This window comes from Pseudomonas sp. SC11, assembly GCF_047039205.1.
GTDB classification, from domain to species: domain Bacteria; phylum Pseudomonadota; class Gammaproteobacteria; order Pseudomonadales; family Pseudomonadaceae; genus Aquipseudomonas; species Aquipseudomonas boreofloridensis.
In genome coordinates this window covers 558,890-581,951 of sequence record NZ_CP178183.1, presented here as the reverse complement: position 1 = coordinate 581,951, position 23,062 = coordinate 558,890, and the positions used below count along the sequence as shown (strand labels likewise).

At 64.4% G+C, this 23,062-nt stretch carries 22 protein-coding genes; 8 read left to right on the top strand and 14 right to left on the bottom strand.

All coding sequences use genetic code 11. The features are described from left to right. Positions 1-4 precede the first annotated feature (4 nt). The 5 genes from ACK2SD_RS02600 to ACK2SD_RS02580 all read left to right on the top strand — a co-directional run bounded on the left by ACK2SD_RS02600 (position 5) and on the right by ACK2SD_RS02580 (position 4,149). On the top strand, positions 5-952 hold the full coding sequence (locus tag ACK2SD_RS02600; RefSeq protein WP_412461291.1) for an NAD(P)H-dependent flavin oxidoreductase: 948 nt from the start codon (positions 5-7) through the stop codon (positions 950-952). A 75-nt stretch (positions 953-1,027) separates the two neighbouring features. After that, a complete protein-coding gene (locus tag ACK2SD_RS02595) occupies positions 1,028-1,810 on the top strand; it encodes an SDR family oxidoreductase (RefSeq protein ID WP_317870997.1) in 783 nt (260 codons plus the stop codon). A gap of 64 nt (positions 1,811-1,874) precedes the next feature. Next, positions 1,875-2,213 (top strand): histidine triad nucleotide-binding protein, encoded by a 339-nt coding sequence (locus tag ACK2SD_RS02590; RefSeq protein WP_029615065.1) that lies wholly within the window; start codon positions 1,875-1,877, stop codon positions 2,211-2,213. Between the two features lie 66 nt (positions 2,214-2,279). Beyond that, positions 2,280-2,927 carry a 2-polyprenyl-3-methyl-6-methoxy-1,4-benzoquinone monooxygenase gene (gene coq7, locus ACK2SD_RS02585; RefSeq protein WP_029615066.1) on the top strand — a complete coding sequence of 216 codons (648 nt, stop codon included), beginning with the start codon at positions 2,280-2,282 and terminating at the stop codon, positions 2,925-2,927. Between the two features lie 181 nt (positions 2,928-3,108). Continuing rightward, the gene (locus ACK2SD_RS02580; RefSeq protein ID WP_412461290.1) at positions 3,109-4,149 is read left to right on the top strand and encodes a DUF2157 domain-containing protein; all 1,041 of its coding nucleotides are present in this window, start codon (positions 3,109-3,111) and stop codon (positions 4,147-4,149) included. Between the two features lie 17 nt (positions 4,150-4,166). Here the strand turns inward: ACK2SD_RS02580 and ACK2SD_RS02575 are convergent, their stop codons facing one another. Next, positions 4,167-4,589: an OsmC family protein gene (locus ACK2SD_RS02575; RefSeq protein ID WP_029615067.1), complete on the bottom strand. Its 423-nt coding sequence runs from the start codon at positions 4,587-4,589 to the stop codon at positions 4,167-4,169. Positions 4,590-4,776: 187 nt separating this feature from the next. Between ACK2SD_RS02575 and crp the strand changes: the two genes are divergently transcribed. Beyond that, on the top strand, positions 4,777-5,421 hold the full coding sequence (gene crp / locus ACK2SD_RS02570; protein WP_039581101.1) for a cAMP-activated global transcriptional regulator CRP: 645 nt from the start codon (positions 4,777-4,779) through the stop codon (positions 5,419-5,421). Here the strand turns inward: crp and ACK2SD_RS02565 are convergent. The 4 genes from ACK2SD_RS02565 to ACK2SD_RS02550 form a co-directional block, all read right to left on the bottom strand. Continuing rightward, positions 5,418-6,122 (bottom strand): biotin/lipoate A/B protein ligase family protein, encoded by a 705-nt coding sequence (locus ACK2SD_RS02565; protein ID WP_412461289.1) that lies wholly within the window; start codon positions 6,120-6,122, stop codon positions 5,418-5,420. The two genes, crp and ACK2SD_RS02565, sit on opposite strands and share 4 nt — an antisense overlap. A gap of 100 nt (positions 6,123-6,222) precedes the next feature. After that, positions 6,223-7,056: an indole-3-glycerol phosphate synthase TrpC gene (gene trpC, locus ACK2SD_RS02560; RefSeq protein WP_039581107.1), complete on the bottom strand. Its 834-nt coding sequence runs from the start codon at positions 7,054-7,056 to the stop codon at positions 6,223-6,225. Next, positions 7,053-8,102 carry an anthranilate phosphoribosyltransferase gene (trpD, locus tag ACK2SD_RS02555; protein WP_039581110.1) on the bottom strand — a complete coding sequence of 350 codons (1,050 nt, stop codon included), beginning with the start codon at positions 8,100-8,102 and terminating at the stop codon, positions 7,053-7,055. The genes trpC and trpD overlap by 4 nt, the downstream gene beginning before the upstream one ends. Positions 8,103-8,110: 8 nt before the next feature. Then, positions 8,111-8,704: an aminodeoxychorismate/anthranilate synthase component II gene (locus tag ACK2SD_RS02550; RefSeq protein WP_029615069.1), complete on the bottom strand. Its 594-nt coding sequence runs from the start codon at positions 8,702-8,704 to the stop codon at positions 8,111-8,113. A gap of 369 nt (positions 8,705-9,073) precedes the next feature. Between ACK2SD_RS02550 and estP the strand changes: the two genes are divergently transcribed. Continuing rightward, entirely contained in the window at positions 9,074-10,975 is a 1,902-nt protein-coding gene (gene estP, locus ACK2SD_RS02545) for an esterase EstP (RefSeq protein WP_412461288.1), read from the top strand. 96 nt (positions 10,976-11,071) lie between these two features. On the opposite strand, the gene trpE is transcribed toward estP, so the two are convergent. The 9 genes from trpE to ACK2SD_RS02500 all read right to left on the bottom strand — a co-directional run bounded on the left by trpE (position 11,072) and on the right by ACK2SD_RS02500 (position 21,948). Continuing rightward, positions 11,072-12,553: an anthranilate synthase component I gene (trpE, locus tag ACK2SD_RS02540; RefSeq protein ID WP_317871002.1), complete on the bottom strand. Its 1,482-nt coding sequence runs from the start codon at positions 12,551-12,553 to the stop codon at positions 11,072-11,074. 70 nt (positions 12,554-12,623) lie between these two features. Beyond that, a complete protein-coding gene (locus ACK2SD_RS02535; protein ID WP_039581120.1) occupies positions 12,624-13,442 on the bottom strand; it encodes a phosphoglycolate phosphatase in 819 nt (272 codons plus the stop codon). Next, positions 13,439-14,113: a ribulose-phosphate 3-epimerase gene (gene rpe, locus ACK2SD_RS02530; protein WP_295485157.1), complete on the bottom strand. Its 675-nt coding sequence runs from the start codon at positions 14,111-14,113 to the stop codon at positions 13,439-13,441. Before rpe ends, ACK2SD_RS02535 begins: the two co-directional genes overlap by 4 nt. A gap of 206 nt (positions 14,114-14,319) precedes the next feature. Further along, on the bottom strand, positions 14,320-15,147 hold the full coding sequence (locus tag ACK2SD_RS02525; protein WP_029615070.1) for an ABC transporter permease: 828 nt from the start codon (positions 15,145-15,147) through the stop codon (positions 14,320-14,322). Positions 15,148-15,158: 11 nt separating this feature from the next. Beyond that, positions 15,159-16,406, bottom strand: coding sequence for an ABC transporter permease (locus ACK2SD_RS02520; RefSeq protein WP_039581125.1), 1,248 nt, complete (start codon positions 16,404-16,406; stop codon positions 15,159-15,161). Positions 16,407-16,472: 66 nt separating this feature from the next. Further along, positions 16,473-17,507, bottom strand: a complete 1,035-nt coding sequence (locus ACK2SD_RS02515; RefSeq protein WP_412461287.1) for an ABC transporter substrate-binding protein — start codon at positions 17,505-17,507, stop codon at positions 16,473-16,475. A 40-nt stretch (positions 17,508-17,547) separates the two neighbouring features. Beyond that, complete coding sequence (locus ACK2SD_RS02510; protein ID WP_342650335.1) at positions 17,548-18,660, bottom strand: ABC transporter ATP-binding protein; 1,113 nt, start codon at positions 18,658-18,660, stop codon at positions 17,548-17,550. A gap of 260 nt (positions 18,661-18,920) precedes the next feature. Continuing rightward, positions 18,921-19,550 (bottom strand): response regulator transcription factor, encoded by a 630-nt coding sequence (locus ACK2SD_RS02505; RefSeq protein ID WP_039581131.1) that lies wholly within the window; start codon positions 19,548-19,550, stop codon positions 18,921-18,923. A 13-nt stretch (positions 19,551-19,563) separates the two neighbouring features. Then, positions 19,564-21,948, bottom strand: a complete 2,385-nt coding sequence (locus ACK2SD_RS02500) for a PAS domain S-box protein (RefSeq protein ID WP_412461286.1) — start codon at positions 21,946-21,948, stop codon at positions 19,564-19,566. A 92-nt stretch (positions 21,949-22,040) separates the two neighbouring features. Here ACK2SD_RS02500 and ACK2SD_RS02495 point away from each other — a divergent pair, with 92 nt between their 5' ends. After that, the gene (locus tag ACK2SD_RS02495; protein WP_412461285.1) at positions 22,041-23,048 is read left to right on the top strand and encodes an alpha/beta hydrolase family protein; all 1,008 of its coding nucleotides are present in this window, start codon (positions 22,041-22,043) and stop codon (positions 23,046-23,048) included. Positions 23,049-23,062: the final 14 nt, after the last annotated feature.

Below are 23,062 nucleotides of genomic sequence, written 5' to 3'. Positions count from 1 at the left end.
CGCCATGTCCCTGCCCACGGTTCTCCAGCAGCGCCTGCGTTTGCCAGCGGTCGCAGCGCCAATGTTTCTCATCTCCAATCCACAGTTGGTGCTGGCATGTTGTGCCGAGGGCGTGGTGGGCAGCTTTCCGGCGCTGAATCAGCGCGACAGTGCCGGGTTCAAGGCATGGCTGGAAGAGATCGAGACGGGGCTGGCGCAACTGCACGCCCCTGCACCCTACGCGGTCAACCTGATCGTGCACCCGAGCAATCCTCGCCTGCAGGCAGATCTGGCGCTGTGCGTTGAGCACCGGGTGCCGATTGTGATCACCAGTCTCGGCGCAGCCAAGGAGGTGGTGGATGCCGTGCACAGCTATGGCGGGGTGGTCTTCCACGATGTCACCACCCGCCGGCATGCGGAAAAGGCCGCCGAGGCCGGCGTAGATGGTTTGATCGCTGTGGCAGCCGGCGCTGGAGGGCATGCGGGAACCTGGAGTCCATTCGCCCTGGTCGCCGAAATTCGCCAGTTCTTCGACAAAACCCTGCTGCTGGCGGGTTGCATCAATCATGGCCACGAGATCCTCGCCGCCCGCCTGCTGGGCGCCGACCTCGCGTACATCGGCACACGCTTCATCGCCACCGCCGAAAGCCATGCCCAAGCGGCATACAAACAGATGCTGCTGGATGCCCACGCAGCAGACATCGTGCACACCCCTGCCGTTTCGGGCGTGCCGGCCAGCTTTCTGCGCCAAAGTCTGGAGCAGGCCGGCTACGACATGACCGCGCTCAAGTCCACAGCCGAGGCGACCCGGCTCAAACCGATGGATGAAGAAGCCAAGGCTTGGAAAACCGTGTGGTCTGCGGGACAAGGCGTCGGCGCAATCGACGACCTGCCATCCGCTGCGACGCTGATCGAACGCCTGCGCCAAGAGTACCTGAGCGCTCTTTCCAAAGGCCCCGACCTGGCGCTCTGAGACCTGCGCAAAAGCCAACAAGTCGGCCAACCACGCTGTACACTAGCGCCCCTCTTCAGCCGCCAGGAGCCTTGCATGACCCGTTACGCCATGATCACCGGAGCTTCCAGCGGCCTGGGACTGGCCCTGGCGGAGGCCCTGGCGCGCCGCGGGCGCAATCTGATCCTGGTGGCACGGCATCGCGAGACGCTGGAGCCCATCGCCATGGAGTTGAACCAGCGCTTCGGCGTCGAGGTGTTGCTGCGTGCGTGCGATCTCAGCCAGCCATTGCGCCTGTCGGGCTTCGTACTGGAACTCGAGGAGGGCGAGCGGCGCATCGACCTGCTGGTCAATTGCGCCGGGCAGCGCACCTACGGCCCCTTCCTGGCTCATGAATGGGCCGACGAGCAGGATCTACTGGAAGTCAACGTCCTGGCCCTCACCCGCCTGTGTCATGCGATCGGCAACCTGATGGCGGTTCAGGGCGGCGGCCAGATCCTCAATGTCGCCTCGCTGGCCGGTGTCGCGCCTGGGCCCTGGATGGCGTGCTACAGCGCCAGCAAGGCCTACGTGCTGAGCTTTTCGCAGGCCCTGCGCGAAGAACTGCGGCGCACCGGAATAAAAGTCTCGGTACTGTGCCCCGGACCGATCCGCTCGGCGCGCCGACGCATCCCACGGCTCGAGGGCAGCACCCGCTGCCTGAGCCCAGAGGAAGTGGCGCTGCACACCGTGCGCGCGCTGGACCGCAATCGCGCGCTGATCATGCCGGGCCGGCGCAATCGCTGGCTCGCCTTCGCCCCTCGGCTGCTGCCGCGCTGGCTCAGCCGCAAGCTGGCGGGAATGATCCATCGTCGCTACTGCCCGATCGAAGCCGAGTAGGCCCTGTCCGAGCGACGCCGCGCTCAGTACACTGCGCTTCGACCCTCACCAAGGAGCAAGTGAAGTGGACGATCTATTCCTCAAGATCATCAACCGGGAAATCCCGGCGGATATCATTTATGAAGACGACCAGATCCTGGCGTTCAAGGACATCGCACCTGCGGCCCCGGTGCACTTTCTGGTCATTCCGAAAAAACACATCCCCACGCTGAATCACCTCACCGAAGAGGACAAGGCCCTGGCCGGGCACATCCTGTTCACCGCACAGCGCCTGGCGGTCGAGCAAGGTTGCGAGGAGGGCTTTCGGGTGGTGATGAACTGCAACCCGCAAGGCGGGCAGACGGTCTATCACATCCATATGCATGTGCTCGGGCAGCGCCAGATGAACTGGCCGCCGGGCTGACTCAAGGCAAGCCCCGCCCTGGGGATTGCGGTAGACTGTCGGGCACCACTTCAGCGGAGGTGCCCGATGGCTACCGAACGTCACTATTCGCCGCTCGACCGCTTGTTGCTGCAGGCCGATACCGCCATGCGCACCTTGCTGCCCTTCAGCGGCCAACCTTCCCGCCCCTCGCCGGCCATCATCCAGCCGGATGCCGAGCTGGACGACTCGCAAACGCGTCACATCGCCGGCCTCATGCGCATCAACCATACCGGTGAGGTATGCGCCCAGGCGCTGTACCAGGGTCAGGCCCTGACCGCCAAACTGCCACAGGTTCGCAAGGCCATGGAGCATGCAGCCGAGGAAGAAATCGACCACCTGGCCTGGTGCGAGCAGCGTATTCGCCAACTGGGCAGTCATCCCAGCGTCCTCAACCCACTGTTCTACGGCATGTCGTTCGGCATCGGCGCGCTGGCCGGGCTGGTGAGCGACAAAGTCAGCCTGGGTTTCGTCGCGGCCACCGAGCAGCAGGTATGCAAGCACCTGGACGAGCACCTGGAGCAGCTTCCGGAGCAGGACGAAAAGTCGCGCGCCATTCTCGAACAGATGCGCGTCGATGAAGAACACCACGCCGAATCGGCTCTGCAGGCCGGCGGCTATCGCTTCCCTGCTCCGGTGAGGTTCGGCATGAGCGTGCTGGCCAAGGTGATGACCAAGAGCACTTACCGAATCTAGGCTTTGTGTGAAAAGCCTTGAGACGAAGGTCAGGCAAGGCGAAAACCGCCGAGGAACGGTCGGAGTCGCGCTCGACTTTACGGGTTGTAAATGAGCATTCCGACCGGGCTGGCGATCCAGGCGGTTTTCAACGCAGCATCACCGAGTATCAAGGCTTTTCAGACAAAGCCTAGGAAACACGATGACCGAGCGCTTCGATACCAAGGACCTGGCCAATGCCGTAAGCGCTGGCATCCTGCAACCTGGCCAGGATCGAGCCCTGCTCGAGTTCCTGCGCCGTCGACCGCAGCAGCAGGGCCAGTTCCAGTTGGCCAATGTCGCCTTCTACTTCGGCGGCCTGCTGATCATGGGCGCCATGGGCTGGCTGCTGACCGAAGCCTGGATGCGCATTGGCGACTGGGCGCTGCTGGCAGTGGCCGTACTCTACATTGCCGTCCTCACTGGATTGGCGCTCACCTTGCAACGTCGCGAGCAGATCGTCCCCGCTGGGGTGCTGGCAGCGGTCGCCGTGAGCATCGTGCCCCTGGCCGTGTTCGCGGTGGAACTGCTGATCGGCTGGTGGCCCATGGGTGAGGCGCAGGGCGAGTACCACACCTACTACACCTATGTGCAGGCCAGTTGGCTGTGGATGGAAGCAGCCACGGTGCTGGCCGGGCTGCTGATGTTGCGCCTGGTACCCTTTCCGTTCATCGTCATGCCGATCGCCTTAGCGCTGTGGTTCATGTCGATGGATCTGAGCGAATGGCTCTACGGCGATGCTTTGACCTGGGCGCAACGAGAACAGGTGTCGGTGTGGTTCGGGCTCGCTGTGCTGGTGGCGTTCGTGGTGATCGATGGGCGAACTCGACGCGATTACGCCGAGTGGGGTTACCTGGCAGGACTTCTGGCTTTCTGGTGTGGCCTGACGTCGATGAACAGCGACAGCGAGGTGAACAAGGCCTTGTATTGCCTGATCAACCTGGCGTTGATGGGCTTCGCGGTGCTGCTGCGCCGTCCGGTCTTCATGGTCTTCGGCGCACTGGGTGTGGCCGCGTACCTGGGCTACCTGTCTTACGAAGTGTTCGCCGACTCACTGCTGTTCCCAGTGGTGTTGACGCTGATCGGACTGGCAGCCATCGGCTTGGGCCTGGCCTACCAGAAACGCCAGGAACAATTGAGCGCAGCAGTACGGGCCCGCTTGCCACATTGGCTGCTACAGACAATGCCTGCGCTGCGCGACTGAAAAACGGGCCACCTGGCTCAACCCAGTTCGACGATCTCGTAACCGTGGGTGATTTCAACGCCAGCGCGGTCGAGCATGATCGAGGCCGAGCAGTATTTCTCGGCCGACAACTCAACGGCCCGCTTGACCTGTGCTTCCTTCAGGCCTCGACCTTTGACCACGAATTGCAGATGGATCTTGGTGAAGACCTTCGGGTCCTCGCCAGCGCGCTCGGCCTCCAGGAAAGCCTCGCAACTTTCAACGGCCTGCCGGGACTTCTTCAGGATGCTGACCACATCGAAACTGCTGCAGCCGCCGAGACCCAGCAGCAGCATTTCCATCGGCCGAACGCCCAGGTTGCGACCGCCCGCTTCGGGAGGACCGTCCATGACCACGACATGCCCACTCCCCGATTCACCGAGGAACATGGCCTCACCGGCCCACTGGATGCGTGCCTTCATCTATACGGACTCCTGACTGTGGAAAAGGCCGTCAGCTTAGACCTTGTGACGTATTCGGAAAAGCTCAAGAAGTTGGCGGTTGATGCCGATAAGTCAGAAGCGTCTGATAAGCTGGCGCCAAATCACTGGCGCACATGCCAGCTCCCTCCTAGCAAGAGCCTCTGCGTACCTTGAACAGGATTTCGTGATGGTAGCTTCGACCCTTCCGGGCAAGATCAAGAATATCGACAAGCTGCTGGTGCACTGCCAACGCCGCCGCTATGCCGCCAAGAGCAACATCATCTGCGCGGGCGACCGGGCACAGACCCTGTCGTATATCGTGAAGGGCTCGGTGACCATCCTGATCGAGGATGACGAAGGCCACGAAATGATCATCGCCTACCTCAACAGTGGCGACTTTTTCGGCGAACTGGGCCTGTTCGAGCCGGACGGGCCGCAGCAGCAGCGCAGCGCTTGGGTTCGCGCCAAGACCGAATGCGAGGTCGCCGAAATCAGCTACGAGAAATTCCGCGAACTGGCCCGCCACGATCCGGACATCCTCTACGCCCTTGGCAGCCAGATGGCCCAGCGCCTTCGTAACACCACACGTAAAGTCGGCGATCTGGCGTTCTTCGACGTTACCGGCCGGGTGGCCCGCTGCCTGCTCGATCTGTGCAAGCAGCCGGACGCCATGACCCATCCTGATGGCATGCAGATCAAGATCACCCGTCAGGAAATTGGGCGGATCGTCGGCTGCTCGCGAGAGATGGTCGGCCGCGTCCTCAAGGACCTGGAAGAACGCAGCCTGGTGCACGTCAAAGGCAAGACCATGGTGGTCTTCGGCACCCGTTAATCCTTGGGCAGTGCGCCGAGTACCTCGGCGTACGCCTTGGACAGGCGCTCGAACCAAGGCGCCGCCGGCGCCACTTCGTGCAGCGCGATATGGCTGTCGGCGCGGCAGCGCTGCTCAAGTGCGCAGCACTCATTGAAGCGATTGACCGCAGCCACCATCGATTCGCGCTCGTTGTCCAACAGCAGTGCACCGTGAACCAGCACTACCGGCCGCTTGCCGCCCAGTCCCTGGCGCCAGCGTTGGGCGGTCCCGACCAGCTTGCGGCCCTCGAGATTGACGTTGTAACGCCCGTCGCAGAACGCGCCGTCGATCTCGCCGACCGACGCCACCCCACCCCATTCACGCAGCACCTCGCACAGGGGCAGGCACAGCCGCTCGTAGGCCTTCTCGATACGCCCATGATCGCCTTCGCTTCGCGGCGCCACGTAAATCAGCGCTACGTTGACCGTGGCGTGGGATTGCGGCACCGGCTCGCCCCCTGTTTCGCGCAGCAGCACCGGCCAGCCGGCGATCGCCAACTCCGCGCATGCCGTTTCGAAGTGCTCGAGACGGCTCATGCGGCGCGGCATGACCAGTGCGTGGTCGGTAGGTCGCCAGAACAGCACACCGGACTCGCGTTCGCCACGGCAGACGGCAGCAAGCAGATCCTGCTCGGCATGCAGACCTTGTTCGACGGTAAGGGCCAGGGGTTGCTCGGTCATGGTGCACCTTCGAGAATGTGGGGCCTTGGCGCAGGTGAATCCGCTTCCAAAGGCCGCAAGCAAACACAAAAAAGCCGGCATCGCGCCGGCTTCGTTGCGTTCAGTCCAGCGACTGAACGGTTTTCTTCACCTGGTCGGGGAAAAACAGCCGCTGCAGTTCCAGGCCCGGTTGCTCGGCGCGCATGAACGCTTCGCCGACCAGGAAGGAATACACCTCGTTGATTTCCATCAGTTCCACGTCGGCGCGGTTGAGGATGCCGCTCTCGGTGATGGCCAAACGGTCGCGGGGAATGCGGGGCAGCAGGTCCAGGGTGGTGTCCAAGCTGACCTCGAAGGTGTGCAGGTTACGGTTGTTGACCCCCACCAGCGGCGTATCCAGGGTTTTCAGCGCCCGCTCCAGCTCGTCGCCATCATGGACTTCCACCAGCACGTCGAGGCCGACGTCTTTGGCCGTGGCGGCAAGCTCGGCCATCTTCACGTCGTCCAGCGCTGAGACGATCAGCAGTACGCAGTCGGCGCCCAAGGCTCGGGCTTCGACGATCTGGTAAGGGTCGACCATGAAGTCCTTGCGAATCACCGGCAGCGACACCGCCGCCCGGGCCTGTTGCAAGTACTGGTCGGCGCCTTGGAAGTAGTCCACATCGGTGAGCACCGACAGGCAGGTAGCCCCCCCCTTCTCATAGCTCACGGCAATGTCCGCGGGCTCGAAGAGCTCGCGAATCACACCCTTGCTCGGCGACGCCTTCTTGATCTCGGCGATGACCGCCGGCTGCTTGGCCCGGGCCTGCTTGATCAAGGCATCGGCAAAGCCACGCGGGGCATCGGCCGCCTTTGCCAGTCGCTCCAGTTCGGCCAGGCTGACGCGAGCACTGCGCTCGGCCACTTCCTGGAATTTGCGGACGATGATCCGCTCCAGCACCGTCGGTACGCTCATGCTCCGTTCTCCTGCTTGAATACCGCGGTAAAGGCGCCCAGTTCCTGGAGTTTTTCCCAGGCAAGGCCGGTGTGCAGCACATCGTGGGCCAGTTCGACGCCCGACTTCAAGCTCATGGCATGGTCGGCGGCATACAGCGCGGCGCCCGCGTTGAGCACGATCATCTCAGCGGCCTTCTGGCCATTCTCGGTCTTGCGCCGGCCCAACGCGTCGCGGATCAGCGCCAGCGACGCCTGTGGATCTTCGACCGCCAGCCCATGCAGGCTCTGGCTTTTCATGCCGAGGTCTTCAGGCTCGACCCAGTATTCGCTGATCTCGCCGTTCTTCAGTTCAGCCACGAAGGTCGGCGCGGCCAGGCTGAATTCGTCCAGGCCATCCTTGGAGTGCACCACCAGCACGTGCTTGCTGCCCAGTCGCTGCAGCACCTCGGCCAGCGGGCGGCACAGCGCCTGGGTGAACACCCCCACCACCTGATGCTTCACCCCGGCCGGATTCGTAAGCGGGCCGAGCATGTTGAACAGGGTGCGCAGGCTGAGGTCGCGGCGCGGGCCGGCGGCGTGCTTCATGGCGCTGTGGTGAGTCTGGGCGAACATGAAGCCGATGCCCAGGCTGTCGATGCAGCGCGCGACCTGGACCGGCGTCAGGTTCAGGTAGATGCCGGCCGCTTCCAGCAAGTCGGCGCTGCCGCTCTTGCCGGACACCGCGCGGTTGCCGTGCTTGGCCACCGGGCAGCCAGCGGCCGCGAGCACGAAAGCCGAGGCCGTGGATACGTTGAAGATATTGGCGCCATCGCCACCGGTGCCGACGATGTCGACCACGCCGTCGAGGCTCTGCAGTTCGACCTTCTCGGCCAGCTCGCGCATGACCGACACGGCACCGACGATCTCATCGATGCTCTCGCTCTTCATGCGCATGCCCATGAGGAAGGCGCCGATCTGCGCCTCGCTGCATTGGCCAGTCATGATCTGGCGCATGACATCGCGCATCTCGTCGGTGGTGAGGTCGAGGTGGCCAACGATGCGACTCAGCGCGTTCTTGATATCCATGTCGTTCCTTAACGGCGGCCGCCGGTCTGCTTGAGGAAATTGGCGAACAGCTCGTGGCCCTGTTCGGTGAGGATTGACTCCGGATGGAACTGTACGCCTTCGATGTTCAGGGTCTTGTGACGCAGGCCCATGATTTCGTCGACCGAGCCATCTTCGTGCGCCGTCCAGGCGGTGACTTCCAGACAGTCCGGCAGGGTATCGCGCTTGACCACCAGCGAGTGATAGCGGGTTACGGTCAGGGGATTGTTCAATCCGGCGAACACACCCAGGTCACGGTGCAACACCGGACTGGTCTTGCCATGCATCACCTGGCGCGCGCGCACCACCTCGCCCCCATAGGCCTGGCCGATGGACTGGTGCCCCAGGCACACGCCGAGGATCGGCAGTTTGCCGGCAAAATGCAGGATGGCTTCGATGGACACCCCAGCCTCGCTCGGCGTGCAGGGGCCGGGAGACACGACGATGCGTTCCGGATTCAAGGCTTCGATCTGGGCGATGGTCATTTCATCGTTGCGAATGACCTTGACCTCGGCACCCAACTCGCCAAGGTACTGCACCACGTTGTAGGTAAAGGAATCGTAGTTGTCGATCATCAGTAACATCGGGGCAACCTCTTGAACTTACTGACTGTACTTTCGGACCTGCCTGCGTCGTTCATGGGCGCGGCGATACCGCGACGGCGATGTGGAACGGCAGGAGGCAAACGGGACGGGCCGGGCAAGGCCGGCAGGGGAAAGTGTCAGGCGCGCCAACGCCAACGGGCGTGAGCCTTGATAACGCGCATCAGGAGTTTGCTGACGATCAACACGGGGTAGTTCTCGCTCATACGTCCCGGCACAGTAGCCTACCGCGACAACGGGCGCAATACGCGGCAAACCCCGGCAAACGCAGAGGCCTGGAACCTACCGGCGGTTTTTTTGCTAAGGTCTGCGAGCTGCTCCTCAAAACAACAACGAAACGGAATTTCATCCATGCGCCAGCCGCCGTTCCTGCGTACTACCCTGTGCCTGCTCAGCCTGGTCTGCAGCCAGGCCATGGCAGCGCCCTCCCCTTATTCTTCCCTATTGGTTTTCGGCGACAGCCTCAGCGATGCGGGACAGTTCCCGGACCTGACCGGCAGCGCGCAGGGCCTGCGCTTCACCAATCGCCAGGGCAATGGCTACTACGCGCCCGTGTCACCGATGATCCTCGGCACCAAACTAGGCTTTTCCGCCACGTCATTGGGGCCTTCGACTTCGCTGAGCAACCTGCTGCAAGGTCGGCCCGACGGCAATAACTGGGCGGTCGGCGGCTACACCACGCAGCAAGTCCTCGACTCGATCACCGAAACCTCCCAGGCAGTGATTCCGCCCGGGCGCCTGGGCGCCGGCCTGGTGCTGCGCGAGCGTCCCGGCTATCTGGCCGGCGGACTGCGCGCCGACCCCAACGCACTGTACTACCTCACCGGCGGCGGCAATGATTTTCTCCAAGGCCTGGTGAACAGCCCCGCCAGCGCCGCCGCAGCCGGTGCCCGCCTGGCGGCCAGCGCCCAGGCCCTGCAGCAGGGTGGAGCGCGCTACATCATGGTCTGGCTGCTGCCGGACCTGGGCCAGACACCGAACTTCAGCGGCACGCCGCAGCAAGCGCCGCTGTCGCAGCTTTCAGGCGTGTTCAATCAGTCGTTGCTCGGCCAACTGCGCCAGGTGGACGCCGAAGTCATCCCGCTGAACATTCCCACGCTGCTCGGCGAAGCGCTGCGCAGCCCGGCGCAATTCGGCCTGGCCGTCGACCAGAACCTGGTCGGCACCTGCTACAGCGGCGACGGCTGCACCGCCAATCCGGTGTACGGCGTGAACGGCAGCAATCCCGATCCCTCACGGCTGCTGTTCAACGATTCGGTACACCCAACCATCGCCGGTCAGCAATTGATCGCTGACTACGCCTATTCCATTCTCGCCGCGCCCTGGGAGCTGACACTGTTACCGGAAATGGCTCACGCCAGCCTGCGCGCACATCAGGACGAACTGCGCACTCAATGGCGCTCGCCCTGGCAGCCGGTCGGCCAGTGGCAGGCGTTCGTCGCCACCGGTGCCCAGGACCTGGATTTCGGCAGCCAGCGTAGCGCCGCCAGCGGCGACGGGCGCGGCTATAACCTGACCCTGGGCGGCAGCTACCGGCTCGACGACGCTTGGCGCGTAGGCATTGCAGCGGGCGCCTATCGGCAGAAGCTCGAAGCAGGGCCACGGGATTCGGACTACGCGCTCGACAGTTACTTGGCCAGCGCCTTCGCCCAGTTCCGTCAGAACCGCTGGTGGGCCGATGCGGCGCTGACCGCCGGGCACCTGAACTACGACAATCTCAAGCGCAACTTCGCCCTCGGCGCAGGCGAGCGTAGCGAGAAAGGCAGTACCGACGGCGAGGCCTGGGCGCTCAGCGGCCGACTGGGCTACAACCTGGCGACCGACGACAGCGCCTGGCAGTTGGCGCCATTCATCAGCGCGGATTACGCGCGGGTGAAGGTGGACGGCTATGACGAGAAGAGCGGACGTTCGACGGCGCTGGGCTTCGACGACCAGGACCGCACGTCACGGCGGCTGGGGGCAGGCGTGCTGGGCAGTGTGCAGGTGATGGCCAATACGCGGTTGTTCGCCGAGGTGGCACGCGAGCACGAGTTCGAAGACGATCGTCAGGACCTGACCCTGCACCTGACCAGCCTTCCAGCCAACGACTTCACCCTCGCCGGGTACACGCCCCACAGCAACCTGACGCGGGCGAGCCTGGGCATCAGCCATGAGCTGGTGCCGGGGGTGAAGCTGGCGGGGAACTACAACTGGCGCAAGAGCGACGAACTGCGCCAGCAAGGGGTGAGCGTGGGCGTAAGCGTGGACTTCTAACGCTTCAAGTCGGCGCAAGGCCGCTCCTGCAGACAGACTGATCGTCTTGCAGGCGTGGCCTGAGCGGGGCTGCGCAACAGCCCCGATGCGAAGGGTTCACTTGAGCGTGGTCTGCTCGGCCAGCGCCACCGCGCGGAACATGGCGCGGCGCTTGTTGATGGTTTCTTCCCACTCCAGCGCCGGCACCGAGTCGGCGACGATGCCGCCACCGGCCTGTACGTGCAGTTCGCCGTCCTTGATCACCGCCGTGCGAATGGCGATGGCGGTATCCATATTGCCGTTCCAGGCGAAATAGCCCACCGCGCCACCGTAGACGCCGCGCTTGACTGGCTCCAGTTCGTCGATGATTTCCATCGCGCGGATTTTCGGCGCACCCGACAAGGTGCCGGCCGGCAGGATCGCACGCAAGGCATCCATCGCCGTGAGGCCCTCGGCGAGTTCGCCGGTGACGTTGGAGACGATGTGCATCACGTTGGAGTAGCGTTCGATCACCATCTTCTCGGTCAGCCGCACGCTGCCGGTGGACGACACCCGCCCCACATCGTTGCGCCCCAGGTCGATCAGCATCAGGTGCTCGGCGATTTCCTTGTCGTCCGATAGCAAGTCGTCTTCCAGCGCCCGGTCCGCTTCCTCGGTGGCACCGCGCGGGCGGGTGCCGGCGATGGGACGGACCGTGACCAGATTGTCCTCGACCCGCACCAGCACTTCCGGCGAACTGCCGACCACGTGGAAGTCGCCGAAATTGAAGAAGTACATGTAGGGCGTCGGGTTGAAGCAGCGCAGCGCACGGTACAAGTCGATGGGCGCAGCCTTGAAATCGATGGACATGCGCTGCGACGGCACCACCTGCATGCAATCGCCGGCCAGGATGTACTCCTTGATTCGGCCCACGGCCTTCTCGTAATCGTCGCGGGTGTAGCTGGAGCGGAACGCCGGTTCTGCGGGCATCGGGCCGCCGAGATCCAGGCCACGGCGTGGGGTGATCGGCTGGCGCAACGTGTCGAGCAACCCGGCCAGCCGCGCCTGGCCCTGCTCGAAGGCCTGCGTATCCTCCGGATCGACCAGCACGATGGCGTGCATCTTGCCGGCCAGGTTATCGAACACCACCACCGCGTCGGACACCATCAGCAGAATGTCCGGCACGCCCAGTGGATCAGGGTTCGGGCTGGCTCCCAGGCGTTTCTCGACGTAGCGCACGCAGTCATAGCCGAAGTAGCCGACCAGACCGCCGTTGAAGCGCGGCAGACCGGCGATGTCGGCGACCTTGTAGCGCTGCTTGAACGACTCGACGAAGGCCAGCGGATCCTCGACCTCATGGCTTTCCACTTCGACCCCGTCTTCCAGGATGCTCACCCGGTAGCCGTGAACCCGCAGCACCGTGCGCGACGGCAGGCCGATCATCGAATAACGGCCCCACTTCTCACCGCCCTGCACGGACTCGAGCAAGTAGGTGTTGGGCTGGTCGGCCAGCTTGAGGTAGATCGACAGCGGTGTGTCGAAGTCGGCCAGGGTTTCACAGGCCAGGGGAATGCGGTTGTAGCCGGCAGCGGCCAGGCGCAGGAATTCTTCGCGGGTCATGGGTAGCCTCGGGGCAAGCAGCAATGGGGTCGGACGAGCGGACGAGCCGGCAGGCGCCGGCGGGCAGGAGTCAGGCGCGCCAGCGCCAGCGGGCCAGGGCCTTGATGACTTTCATCCAGAATTTGCCGGTGACACCCACAGTGCGATCTCTGTCTTTGGAGGCGTGAAGGTTTGCCCACGTTATCCCAGTGTCGGTGACGACGCAACCGGGCAACAGCAGACGCAAATCATCCAGCACCAGGCTTGGCGATTCCTCTTCGATCGGCCGCCCGTGGTTATAGCCGTAGGTCAGGCCGACGCTCTTGACCCCCGCTGCCGTGGCCGCCAGCACATCGTTGCGCGAGTCGCCGACGAACAACGCGTGCTCCGGTGCGATGCCCGCCATCTGCATGACGAACAGCAGCGCGGCCGGGTCGGGTTTCTTCTGAGGCAGGGTGTCGCCGCCGATGATCCAGCGGAAGTAGCGACCGATCTTCATCTGGTCGAGCAAGGGCGCGACGAAGCGTTCGGGCTTGTTGGTGATCAGCGCCATCTCCACACCCTGCTTGTGCAGCCAGCGCAGGGTGTCGCGCACGCCGGGATAGACCACCGTCAGCTCATGGCTTTCGCCATAGGCTTGCATGAACAACGCCAAGCCTCGCTCGGCCAGTTCGGGGTCCACGTCGGCATGCTCGAGACTGCCGGCCAAGGCGCGGCGTACCAGCACCTCGGCGCCATTGCCGACCCACTGACGCACGGCCTCGAGGCCCGCAGGCGGGCGACCCAGGGCCACCAGCATGTGGTCGACGGCGGCAGCCAGGTCCGGCACCGAGTCGATCAGGGTGCCGTCCAGGTCGAACATGACCAGCTTGGGCAGCGTCCCCGGGAACAACTGCTCGAAGCCGCTCATGGGCGCGCCTGGGCGAGCTCGGCATGCATCTTGGCGATGACTTCGGCGTAATCCGGCGCGTTGAAGATCGCCGATCCGGCGACGAAGGTGTCAGCGCCTGCGGCGGCGATCTCACGGATATTGCCGACATTGACCCCGCCATCGATCTCCAGGCGGATATCACGGCCGCTGGCGTCGATCAGCGCGCGTGCTTCGCGCAGTTTGTCGAGGGTGCCGGGAATGAACTTCTGTCCGCCAAAACCTGGGTTGACACTCATCAGCAGGACCATGTCGACTTTGTCCATCACGTACTTGAGCACGTCCAAACCAGTGGCCGGGTTGAACACCAGGCCGGCCTTGCAACCGCCGTCACGGATCAGTTGCAGCGAACGGTCGATGTGCTGGGTCGCTTCGGGATGGAAGGTGATGAAGGTGGCACCGGCCTCGATGAAATCGCCGATGATGCGATCGACCGGGCTGACCATCAGGTGCACGTCGATGGGTGCGGTCACGCCGTACTTGCGCAGCGCGCTGCAGACCATCGGGCCGATGGTCAGGTTGGGCACGTAGTGGTTGTCCATGACATCGAAGTGGACGATGTCGGCCCCTGCGGCCAGAACCTTGTCCACGTCCTCGCCCAGGCGGGCGAAGTCGGCGGAAAGAATGGAGGGGGCAATAGCGTAGGGCTGCATGGCGCACCTGTTGGCAGAATCACGGTGGCGCGCATTGTAACTCAGGCGAATGGATCGGGGCTGATTGGTATCAAGACCGCAGTTGCCTGTACCGGCCTCATCGCGGGACGAGCCCGCTCCCACAGGGATCCCACTGTTCATGAGTGCAGTGCTCTACCTGTGGAGCGGGCTTGCCCCGCGACAAGGCCGACACAGCCGTCGCAGAGTCAGCCAGGTTGCTGGGTCCGCAGCTTCTCGCTGCGCCCGCGCAGCCACTCCAGGGTCAGCAGCAACACTACCGAAAAACCGATCAGCAGCGTCGCAGCGGCGGCGATGGTCGGGCTGAGGTTCTCGCGAATGCCGCTGAACATCTGGCGCGGCAGGGTGGCCTGCTCGGGACCGGCGAGGAACAGGGTCACCACCACTTCATCGAACGACGTGGCGAAGGCGAACAGCGCCCCGGAAATCACCCCGGGCGCGATCAGCGGCAAGGTCACCCGACGGAACGCCAGCAGCGGCGAGGCGCCAAGGCTGGCCGCCGCGCGAACCAAGTTGTAGTTGAACCCCTGAAGCGTCGCCGACACGGTGATGATCACGAACGGCACACCCAGCACCGCGTGCACCAGAATCAGCGAGAGAAAACTGTTGCCCAGCCCCAGCGGCGCGAAGAACAGGTAGCTGGCCACCCCGATGATCACCACAGGCACCACCATTGGCGAAATCACCAGCGCCATCACCAGCGACTTGCCGGGAAAATCGCCACGGGTCAGGCCGATTGCGGCCAGAGTGCCGAACACCATCGCCAGCACCGTGGCCGCCGGGGCGACGATGATGCTGTTCCTGAGCGCGCGCATCCACTCGGCCGAGGCGAAGAAGTCCTGGTACCACTGCAGCGAAAAGCCTTGCAGCGGGTAGACCAGGAAACTGCCGCTGTTGAACGACAGCGGAATGATGACCAGCACCGGCAGCACCAGGAACAGCAGGATCAGGCCGCAGAGAATGCGCAGGCCGTAGAACCAGACCCGCTCCACCGGCGACATGTAAGGGCTCAACATGACAAGGCTCCTCAGCTCAAGCGCAGGCGGCTGGCGCCGACCAGCCAGCTATAGATCAGGTACAGCAGCACCGTGGCCAGCAGCAACAACCCGCCCAAGGCGGTGGCCATGCCCCAGTTGATGCTGGTGTTGGTATAGAACGCGACGAAGTAGCTGACCATCTGGTCGTTCGGGCTACCCAGCAGCGCCGGCGTGATGTAGTAGCCGATGGCGAGAATGAACACCAGCAGGCAACCGGCGCCGACACCGGCGTAAGTCTGCGGGAAGTACACGCGCCAGAAGCTGGCGAACGGATGACAGCCCAGGGAAATCGCCGCACGCATGTAGCTTGGCGAAATGCCCTTCATCACGCTGTACAACGGCAAGATCATGAAGGGCAGCAAAATGTGGACCATGGAGATGTACACGCCGGTGCGGTTGAACACCAACTCCAGCGGTTGATCGATGACGCCCATGGCCATGAGTGCACTGTTGATCAGGCCGCCCGATTGCAGCAACACGATCCACGCGGCCACCCGCACCAGAATCGATGTCCAGAATGGCAGCAGCACCAGGATCATCAGCAGGTTGCTTTGGCGGGTCGGCAAGTTGGCCAGCAGGTAGGCCAATGGATAGGCCAGCAGCAGGCAGATCGCAGTGATCACAACGCCCATCCACAGGGTGCGGGCGAAGATGTCCAGGTAGATGGCCTGGTCGGGCGTGGTCTTGGCCAACTCGCCCAGGTCGTCGATGCGGTGGTCCAGCGCGGCCAGCAGGTAGAACGGCGTCACCGAGCTGGTATTGCGGCGGATCGCTTGCCAGTAGGCCGGGTCACCCCAGCGCTCGTCGAGGCTCTGCAGCGCCTCTTTATAGGAAGCCGGCTCGGTCTTGAACGGCAAGGCGCGGGCCGTCTTCGACAGCAGGCTGCGGTAGCCGGCCAGTTCCATGTTCAGGCGCTTGGAGAGCTCGCCCAAGGTCTGGTTCTTGCGCGACTGCGCCAGGTCGTCGCTCAGGGCACGGTACACCGCTTCGCCGGGCAGGCTCTTGCCATCCCACTGCGCCACCGCCTCGACGGTGCGCGGCAGGCCGGCCACCACTTCGGGGTTACCGACGCTCTTGAACAGCAGCGCGGCGATCGGCACCAGAAATACCAGCAGCAGAAACGCCACCAGCGGTGCGATCAGCGCCTGCGCCTTCCAGCGGTTGACCCGCTCGGCACGCTTGAGGCGCTGCTTGAGACTTGGACCTGCGCCTTCATTGAGGGGCACTGCAGTGGCCATGACGAACTCCGCAAACAGGAAAACGGGGGAGCGCCGGCCAACGGCCCGGCGCTCCAGCGACACGCGTTACTTCTTCGCCGCCCAGGCGTTGAAGCGTTGCTCCAGTTGCTCGCTGTTGTCAGCCCAGAAGGCCACGTCGATCTGCACCTGGTTGGCGATGTTCTCCGGCGTGGTCGGCATGTTCTGCTTGACCTCGTCGCTGAGCAGGGCGACGGCCTTGGCGTTGGCCGGGCCGTAGGCGATGTTCTCGGAGTAGATCGTCTGCTGCTCAGGCTGGACGCTGTAGGCAATGAATTTCTTGGCCTCCTCGACGTTCTTCGCGCCACGCGGAATGGCCCAGGCATCGAAGTCGTAGATACCGCCGTTCCACACCACCTTCAGGTTGCTCTCCTTCTGCACTGCCGCGATACGCCCGTTGTAGGCCGAGCTCATGACCACGTCGCCGGAGGCCAGGTACTGCGGCGGCTGGGCGCCGGCTTCCCACCACTGGATGCTCGGCTTGAGCTCGTCGAGTTTCTTGAAGGCGCGGTCTACACCGGCCTTGGTGGACAGCACCGAGTAGACATCCTTGGGCGCCACGCCGTCGGCCATCAGGGCGAATTCCAGCGTGTACTTGGCGCCCTTGCGCAAGCCGCGTTTGCCGGGGAATTTCTTCGTGTCCCAGAAATCGGCCCAGCTGGTGGGGGCGGACTTGAGCTTGTCGGCGTTGTAGGCCAGCACCGTGGACCACACGAAGAAGCCCACGCCGCACGGCTGGATGGCGCCTTTGACGTAGTCGGACTCGTTGCCGAACAACGCGGGATCGAGCGGCTCGAACATGTCCTCGTCACAGCCACGGGCCAACTCTGGGGACTCGACCTCCACCAGATCCCAGGACACGCTCTTGGTGTCGACCATGGCCTTCACCTTGGCCATTTCACCGTTGTATTCCCCGGCGACGATCTTGCCCTTGCCTGCCTGTTCCCACGGCTCATAGAACGCCTTGACCTGGGCGGCCTTGTTGGCACCACCGAAGGACACCACGGTGAGGTCCGCGGCCAGCACCTGGCCGGCGGTGAACAGCCCCAGGGCCAGGGCGGTCAGTTTCAACTGCTTGCGCATTATTATTCTCTCCACAGTACAGGGTTGGTGAAACGAACCATCAGTGGGCTTCGACGACCGGGTCGAGCGCGCGTGCGTGCTCCACCGCCCAGCCCAGCGGCACTACGTCGCCCACGGCCAGCGCCGGGTCGAGCTCGGCAATCGGCTGCTTGACGAAGAAATCGCTCTTGCCGCACACCTCCAGGCGAACCCGTACGTGGTCGCCCAGATAGATGAACTCGGCCACCCGGCCGGAAAACCGATTGGCGCAATGTGCGCTGTGGCCGTTGAGGCGCACCCGCTCGGGCCGCACCGACAAGGTCACCGGCTCGCCGGGCGCACCGACGTTCACCGCCAGCGCCTCGACCTGCTCGCCACGCGCCAGTTGCACCTGGCAGCGCTCACCCTGACGCGACAGCAGGGTGCCGTTGAGGCGGTTGTTCTCGCCGATGAAGTTGGCCACGAAGGTGTTGGCCGGGGCTTCGTAGAGCGTGCGCGGATCGGCGATCTGCTGGATCTGCCCCTGGTGGAACACGGCCACGCGATCGGACATGGTCAGCGCTTCGCCCTGGTCGTGGGTCACGTACACCACGGTCACGCCCAGGCGCTGGTGAATGTGCTTGATCTCCATCTGCATGTGCTCGCGCAACTGCTTGTCGAGTGCACCGAGCGGCTCGTCCATCAGCACCAGTTGCGGCTCGAACACCAGGGCGCGGGCCAGCGCCACGCGCTGCTGCTGGCCCCCGGAGAGCTGGCCGGGGTAGCGCTTGGCGAAGCTGTCGAGCTGGACCATGTTGAGCACGCGCTTGACCCGTTCGCTGATGTCGGTCTTGCTCAGGTTGCGTACGGTCAGGGGGAAGGCCAGGTTCTCGGCCACGGTCATGTGCGGGAACAGGGCGTAGTTCTGGAACACCATGCCGATGTCGCGCTTGTGCGGCGGCACATTGTTGATCGAGCGGCCTGCCAGTTGGATCTCGCCGGCGGTGGGGGTCTCGAAGCCGGCCAGCATCATCAGGCTGGTGGTCTTACCGGAGCCCGAGGGGCCGAGCAGGGTCAGAAACTCGCCTTTGCGGATGTCCAGGTTGAGGTCTTTGACGATCAGCGATTCGCCGTCGTAGCTCTTCTGCACGCCCCGAAAGCTGACCAGCGTCTCGTTCGATTTCGCCTCGCTCATGCCCTGCACCTTCTTGTTGGAATGACTGCGTGGGCGAAAGACTAGAAGAACGGTTACCTCGCCGAAATCGGCGGTGCTGAGAGAATGCCATCATCCAGATGGAAGATTCGTTGTAGGGATCGCCCTACATGAATGACGCAAATGGAATGCTCATTCACTCGGGACATCGGCCGCTACTCGCACGTTTGCAGGGCGAGCCTGGTGCCGCGATGGCCCCCTTGCAGGACGAGAAATCGTTGTCAGGCCGATGGCTGTCGCAATCAGATCAGCTTGTGCGCCATGGCGTACTTCACCAGCTCAGCCAGCGAGTGGACTTGGAGCTTCTGCATCAGCCGCGCCTTGTGCGTGCTGATGGTCTTGCTCGACAGCGCCAGTTGCTGGGCGATGTCGTTGACGTTGGCGCCCTGAGCCAGGCGCTCGAACACGGAAAACTCCCGCTCGGACAACAGCGTGTGCAACGGCCGGGTTTCGGTCAGCCCCACTTCGAAGACCATGCGGTCGGCCAGCGCCGGGTCGATATAACGACCGCCACCGGCCACCCGGCGAATGGCGGTGAGCAGCAGCGCCGGGTCGCTGTCCTTGGTGGCATAACCCGCCGCCCCGGCCTTGAGCGCGCGTGCGGCCATCTGCGCTTCGTCGTGCATCGACAGCACCAGGATCGCCGGTGCATTGGCCAGTGCACGGATACGCGGGATCGCTTCCAGACCGCTGATACCCGGCATCGAGATGTCCACCAGCACCACGTCGCAGGGCGTGTGGCGCAAGGCATCGAGCAACTGCTCGCCATTGCCCGCCTCGCCCACCACCTGCAGGTCCTTGGCCAGGCCGATCAATTGCTTGATGCCTTCGCGCACGATGGTGTGGTCTTCGGCTACCAGCACTCGGATCACGCTGCTTCTCCTGTCATGAAAGGGGGACGGCCACGCTCAGGCTGGTGCCCTCGCCCGGCTCACTGTCCACGGTCACGCTGCCGCCGAGTATCAACACCCGCTCGCGCAGACCGACCAGACCGAACGAGGTAGGACGCGACTGTTCAGGCTCGAAACCGACGCCATCGTCGATCACCGTCATGCGCAGCAGGTCGCCGTCGCGCCTGAGCTCGATCTGCACGGTGTGCGCCTGGGCATGGCGCATGACGTTGGTCAGGGCTTCCTGAAGGATACGGAACAGGCCGGTGGCCTTGGCATCGCTCAAGGGTGGCAGATTATCCGGTACCTGCACCAGACAGGGAATCTGCGTACGTGCCTCGAAGCGTCGGGCCTGCCACTCGACGGCCGAGGCGATACCGGCATCGAGAATGGGCGGGCGCAACGCCGTGGCCACATCGCGCACCAGTTGGAACAGCTGGGCGATCGAGCGCTTCATGCTGGCCAGACGCTCGTGCAGGGCCGGGTCGAGATCGGCGAAGGCCAACTCGCACATCGACACTTCGAGCTTGAGCACGGTGAGCATCTGCCCCAGCTCGTCGTGGACCTCACGGGCGATGCGCGCTTTCTCTTCCTCGCGCACGCTCTCCAGGTGCGCCGCCAATTCACGCAGTTGCTCCTGGGAACTGGCCAGTGCCAGCTCGGCGCGCTTGCTCTGGGTGATGTCCCAGACGATACCGTCCCACACCACCCGCCCGTCGGCCTGGCGCCGGGCGCGGGCCTTGATGTCGGCCCAGCGCTCGGCGCCCTGGCGGGTGACCATGCGACCCTGCCAGGACCAGTCACGGTCGCTGGCCAATGCCAGGTTTTGCACGCGGTGATAGTCGGCGCGGTCATCGGGATGCACCAGCGAGCGCAGCCCCATGTCCGGCTGCTGGATCTCGACCGGCGCGTAGCCGACCAGCGCCTGGCTGCCTTCGCTGATATAGGGAAACTCCGGCTCACCCTCGGCGGGATCGCGCTCCAGACGAAACACCAGTCCCGGCACGTTGCCGGCGATGCCCTTGAGCCGCGCCTCGCGCTCGCGCAGTTCGGCCAGGACGCGACGGCGATCGGTGATGTCGGTGAGGTACACCACCAGGTACTCGGCGTCGCGAAAGCGCAGAAAGCTCAAGGACAACTCGACCGGTAGCAGACGGCCATCGGCGCAACGGCACAGGCTCTCGAACGCCTGGGCGCCGCTGTCGCCGGTGCGCACGCGGTTCCACAGCACGCGCCAGCGGTCCATATCGAGGCTCGGTTCGATGTCGCCCAATGGCCGCTCCAGCAACTGCCCTTCACCCTGCCCGAGCATGTGTTCGGCCGCAGGGTTGGCGTAGCGCACGTGGCTGTCCCAATGCACCCAGAGAATGCCCACGGTGCTCTGATCGATGGAGAACTGGCTCAGGCGCAGCGCCTCCTCACGGCCTTGGCGCTCCACCAGCGCCTCGCGCGCGGCCAGCAGTCCGCGCTCCAGACGTCGCTGCTGACGCCGTTGCAGGGCCAACGTCGCCAAGGCCCCCAGCAACAGCAAGCCCAACAGCAGCGCCAGGTTCTGCCAGAAACCTGCCGACTCGCCACCGCGTGGATACTGCGGCTGCAGCCAGCGCTGATGCAGTTGCTCCAGGGTCTTGGCCGGCAGCGCCTGCAGGCCACGTTGCAACACTTCGGCCAGCAGTGGCCAGTCACGCCGCGAGCCGATGCGCAGCAACTGCGGCAGGCCGATATCGGCCACCACGGCCAGGTCGCTGAACTCGCTTTCGCGCGACAACCGGCTCAGTTGCGCTTCGTCCAGTACGGCAAAACGCGCCTGGCCGCTGAGCACCCGTTGCAGCGCCTCGCGGTCGTTGGCCGCACCTTGCAGGTCGAGCCGGGGGTAATTACTGCGCAGGTAATCGGCCAGCACACCGGGCAAGCGCACCGCAACGCCGTCAGCGGCCCCGAGCTTCTCCAGATCCACCGCCCGCGTGCTGCCGCGCAGGCCCACCACAAGCTGCGGCACCCGCATGTAGGGGTCGCTGAACAACCACAGGCGCAGGCTCGCCGGGGTCTGGGTGAGGCCAGGCGCGAAGTCGATCTCGCCGATTTGCAGCGCATGCTCCAGGCCGGCCTGGTCCGGGTAGTTGCGCCAGGAGAGGTCCAGGTCCAGGGCACGTGCCAGCTCGCTGACCAACTCGACATTGGCCCCGTACAGTTGCTGCAATCGACGGTCGAACTGCGCGTAGGGCGCCTGCAACACCAGGCCTACGCGCAGGTGGCGATGGCCATCGAGCCACTGCTGCTGTGCAGGCTCCAGTTGCGCCAGCGGCGTCGCCTCCTTGGCCAGCGCGATCAAGGGCAGGCACAACCAGCCGATAACCAACAGGCAACGCAATCGCTTCATCGGGGGCTCGTCCTGGCAATGATGGCCAACTGCGTGGCCGTCGCGGGCATTTACTATTAGGCTGCCGGTATATTCTGGCCTTGGGTTGATCCATGTTCACACTTTATCGCACGTCGCTGGCCCTGTTCTGCCTGGCTGCAGCCCTTCCCCTGACCGCCCACGCCGCTGAGGCCGAGACGCCGGCCGCCCTCGCCGAGGCCGCGGCGGTGCGTGCGCCGCTGCTCGAGCGCAGCCAGGAAGATGCCCTGGCGCTGGAGCGCTTGGTACCCAAGGCGCAGCAGCAGACCTTGCAGGCCGATGGCGAGAGCTTCCTGGCCCTGTGGAAACCCGCCAATGACAGCAACCCCAAAGGCGCGGTGATCATCGTGCCGGGTGCCGGCGAAAGCGCCGACTGGCCTGTCACCGTCGCCCCGCTGCGCAATCGCTTTCCCGATGTCGGCTGGCACAGCCTGAGCGTCAGCCTGCCCGACCTGCTGGCCGACAGCCCGCAGCCGCGCGCGGCTGATACGCCAGCCCCCGTGGCCAAGGACAAGGGCGAAGGCACCAGCGCCCCCGCCAAGGACACCCCGGACGACGCCAACGCCAATGTGGCCCAGGCGACCGCGCCCGATCCGGATACCGCCCAGGGCACCGACGCGGCGCAGGCCAGCGAACACAGCGACCAGGCCGATGCGGCGCGCATCTTCGCCCGCCTGGACGCTGCCGTGGCGTTCGCCCAGCAGCAGAACGCCCACAGCATCGTGCTGATCGGTCATGGCAGCGGCGCGTACTGGGCGGCGCGCTATGTCAGCGAAAAGCAGCCACCGCAGGTGCAGAAGCTGGCGCTGATTTCCGCGCAGACACCGGCGCGGGTCGAGCACGACCTGGAAAGCCTGGTACCAACGCTCAAGGTGCCGACTGCCGATATCTATTTCGTCACCCGTACCCGCGACCAGAACGCCGCCCAATTGCGCTTGCAGGCCAGCAAGCGCGAGAAGGACAGCCAGTACCGGCAACTCTCGCTGATCGCCATGCCGGGCGACCGCTCGGCAGAGCAGGAGCAATTGTTCCGTCGGGTGCGGGGCTGGATGATGCCGCAAGATCCGCTAGAGGCACCTTGAGACGCCACGGCGGC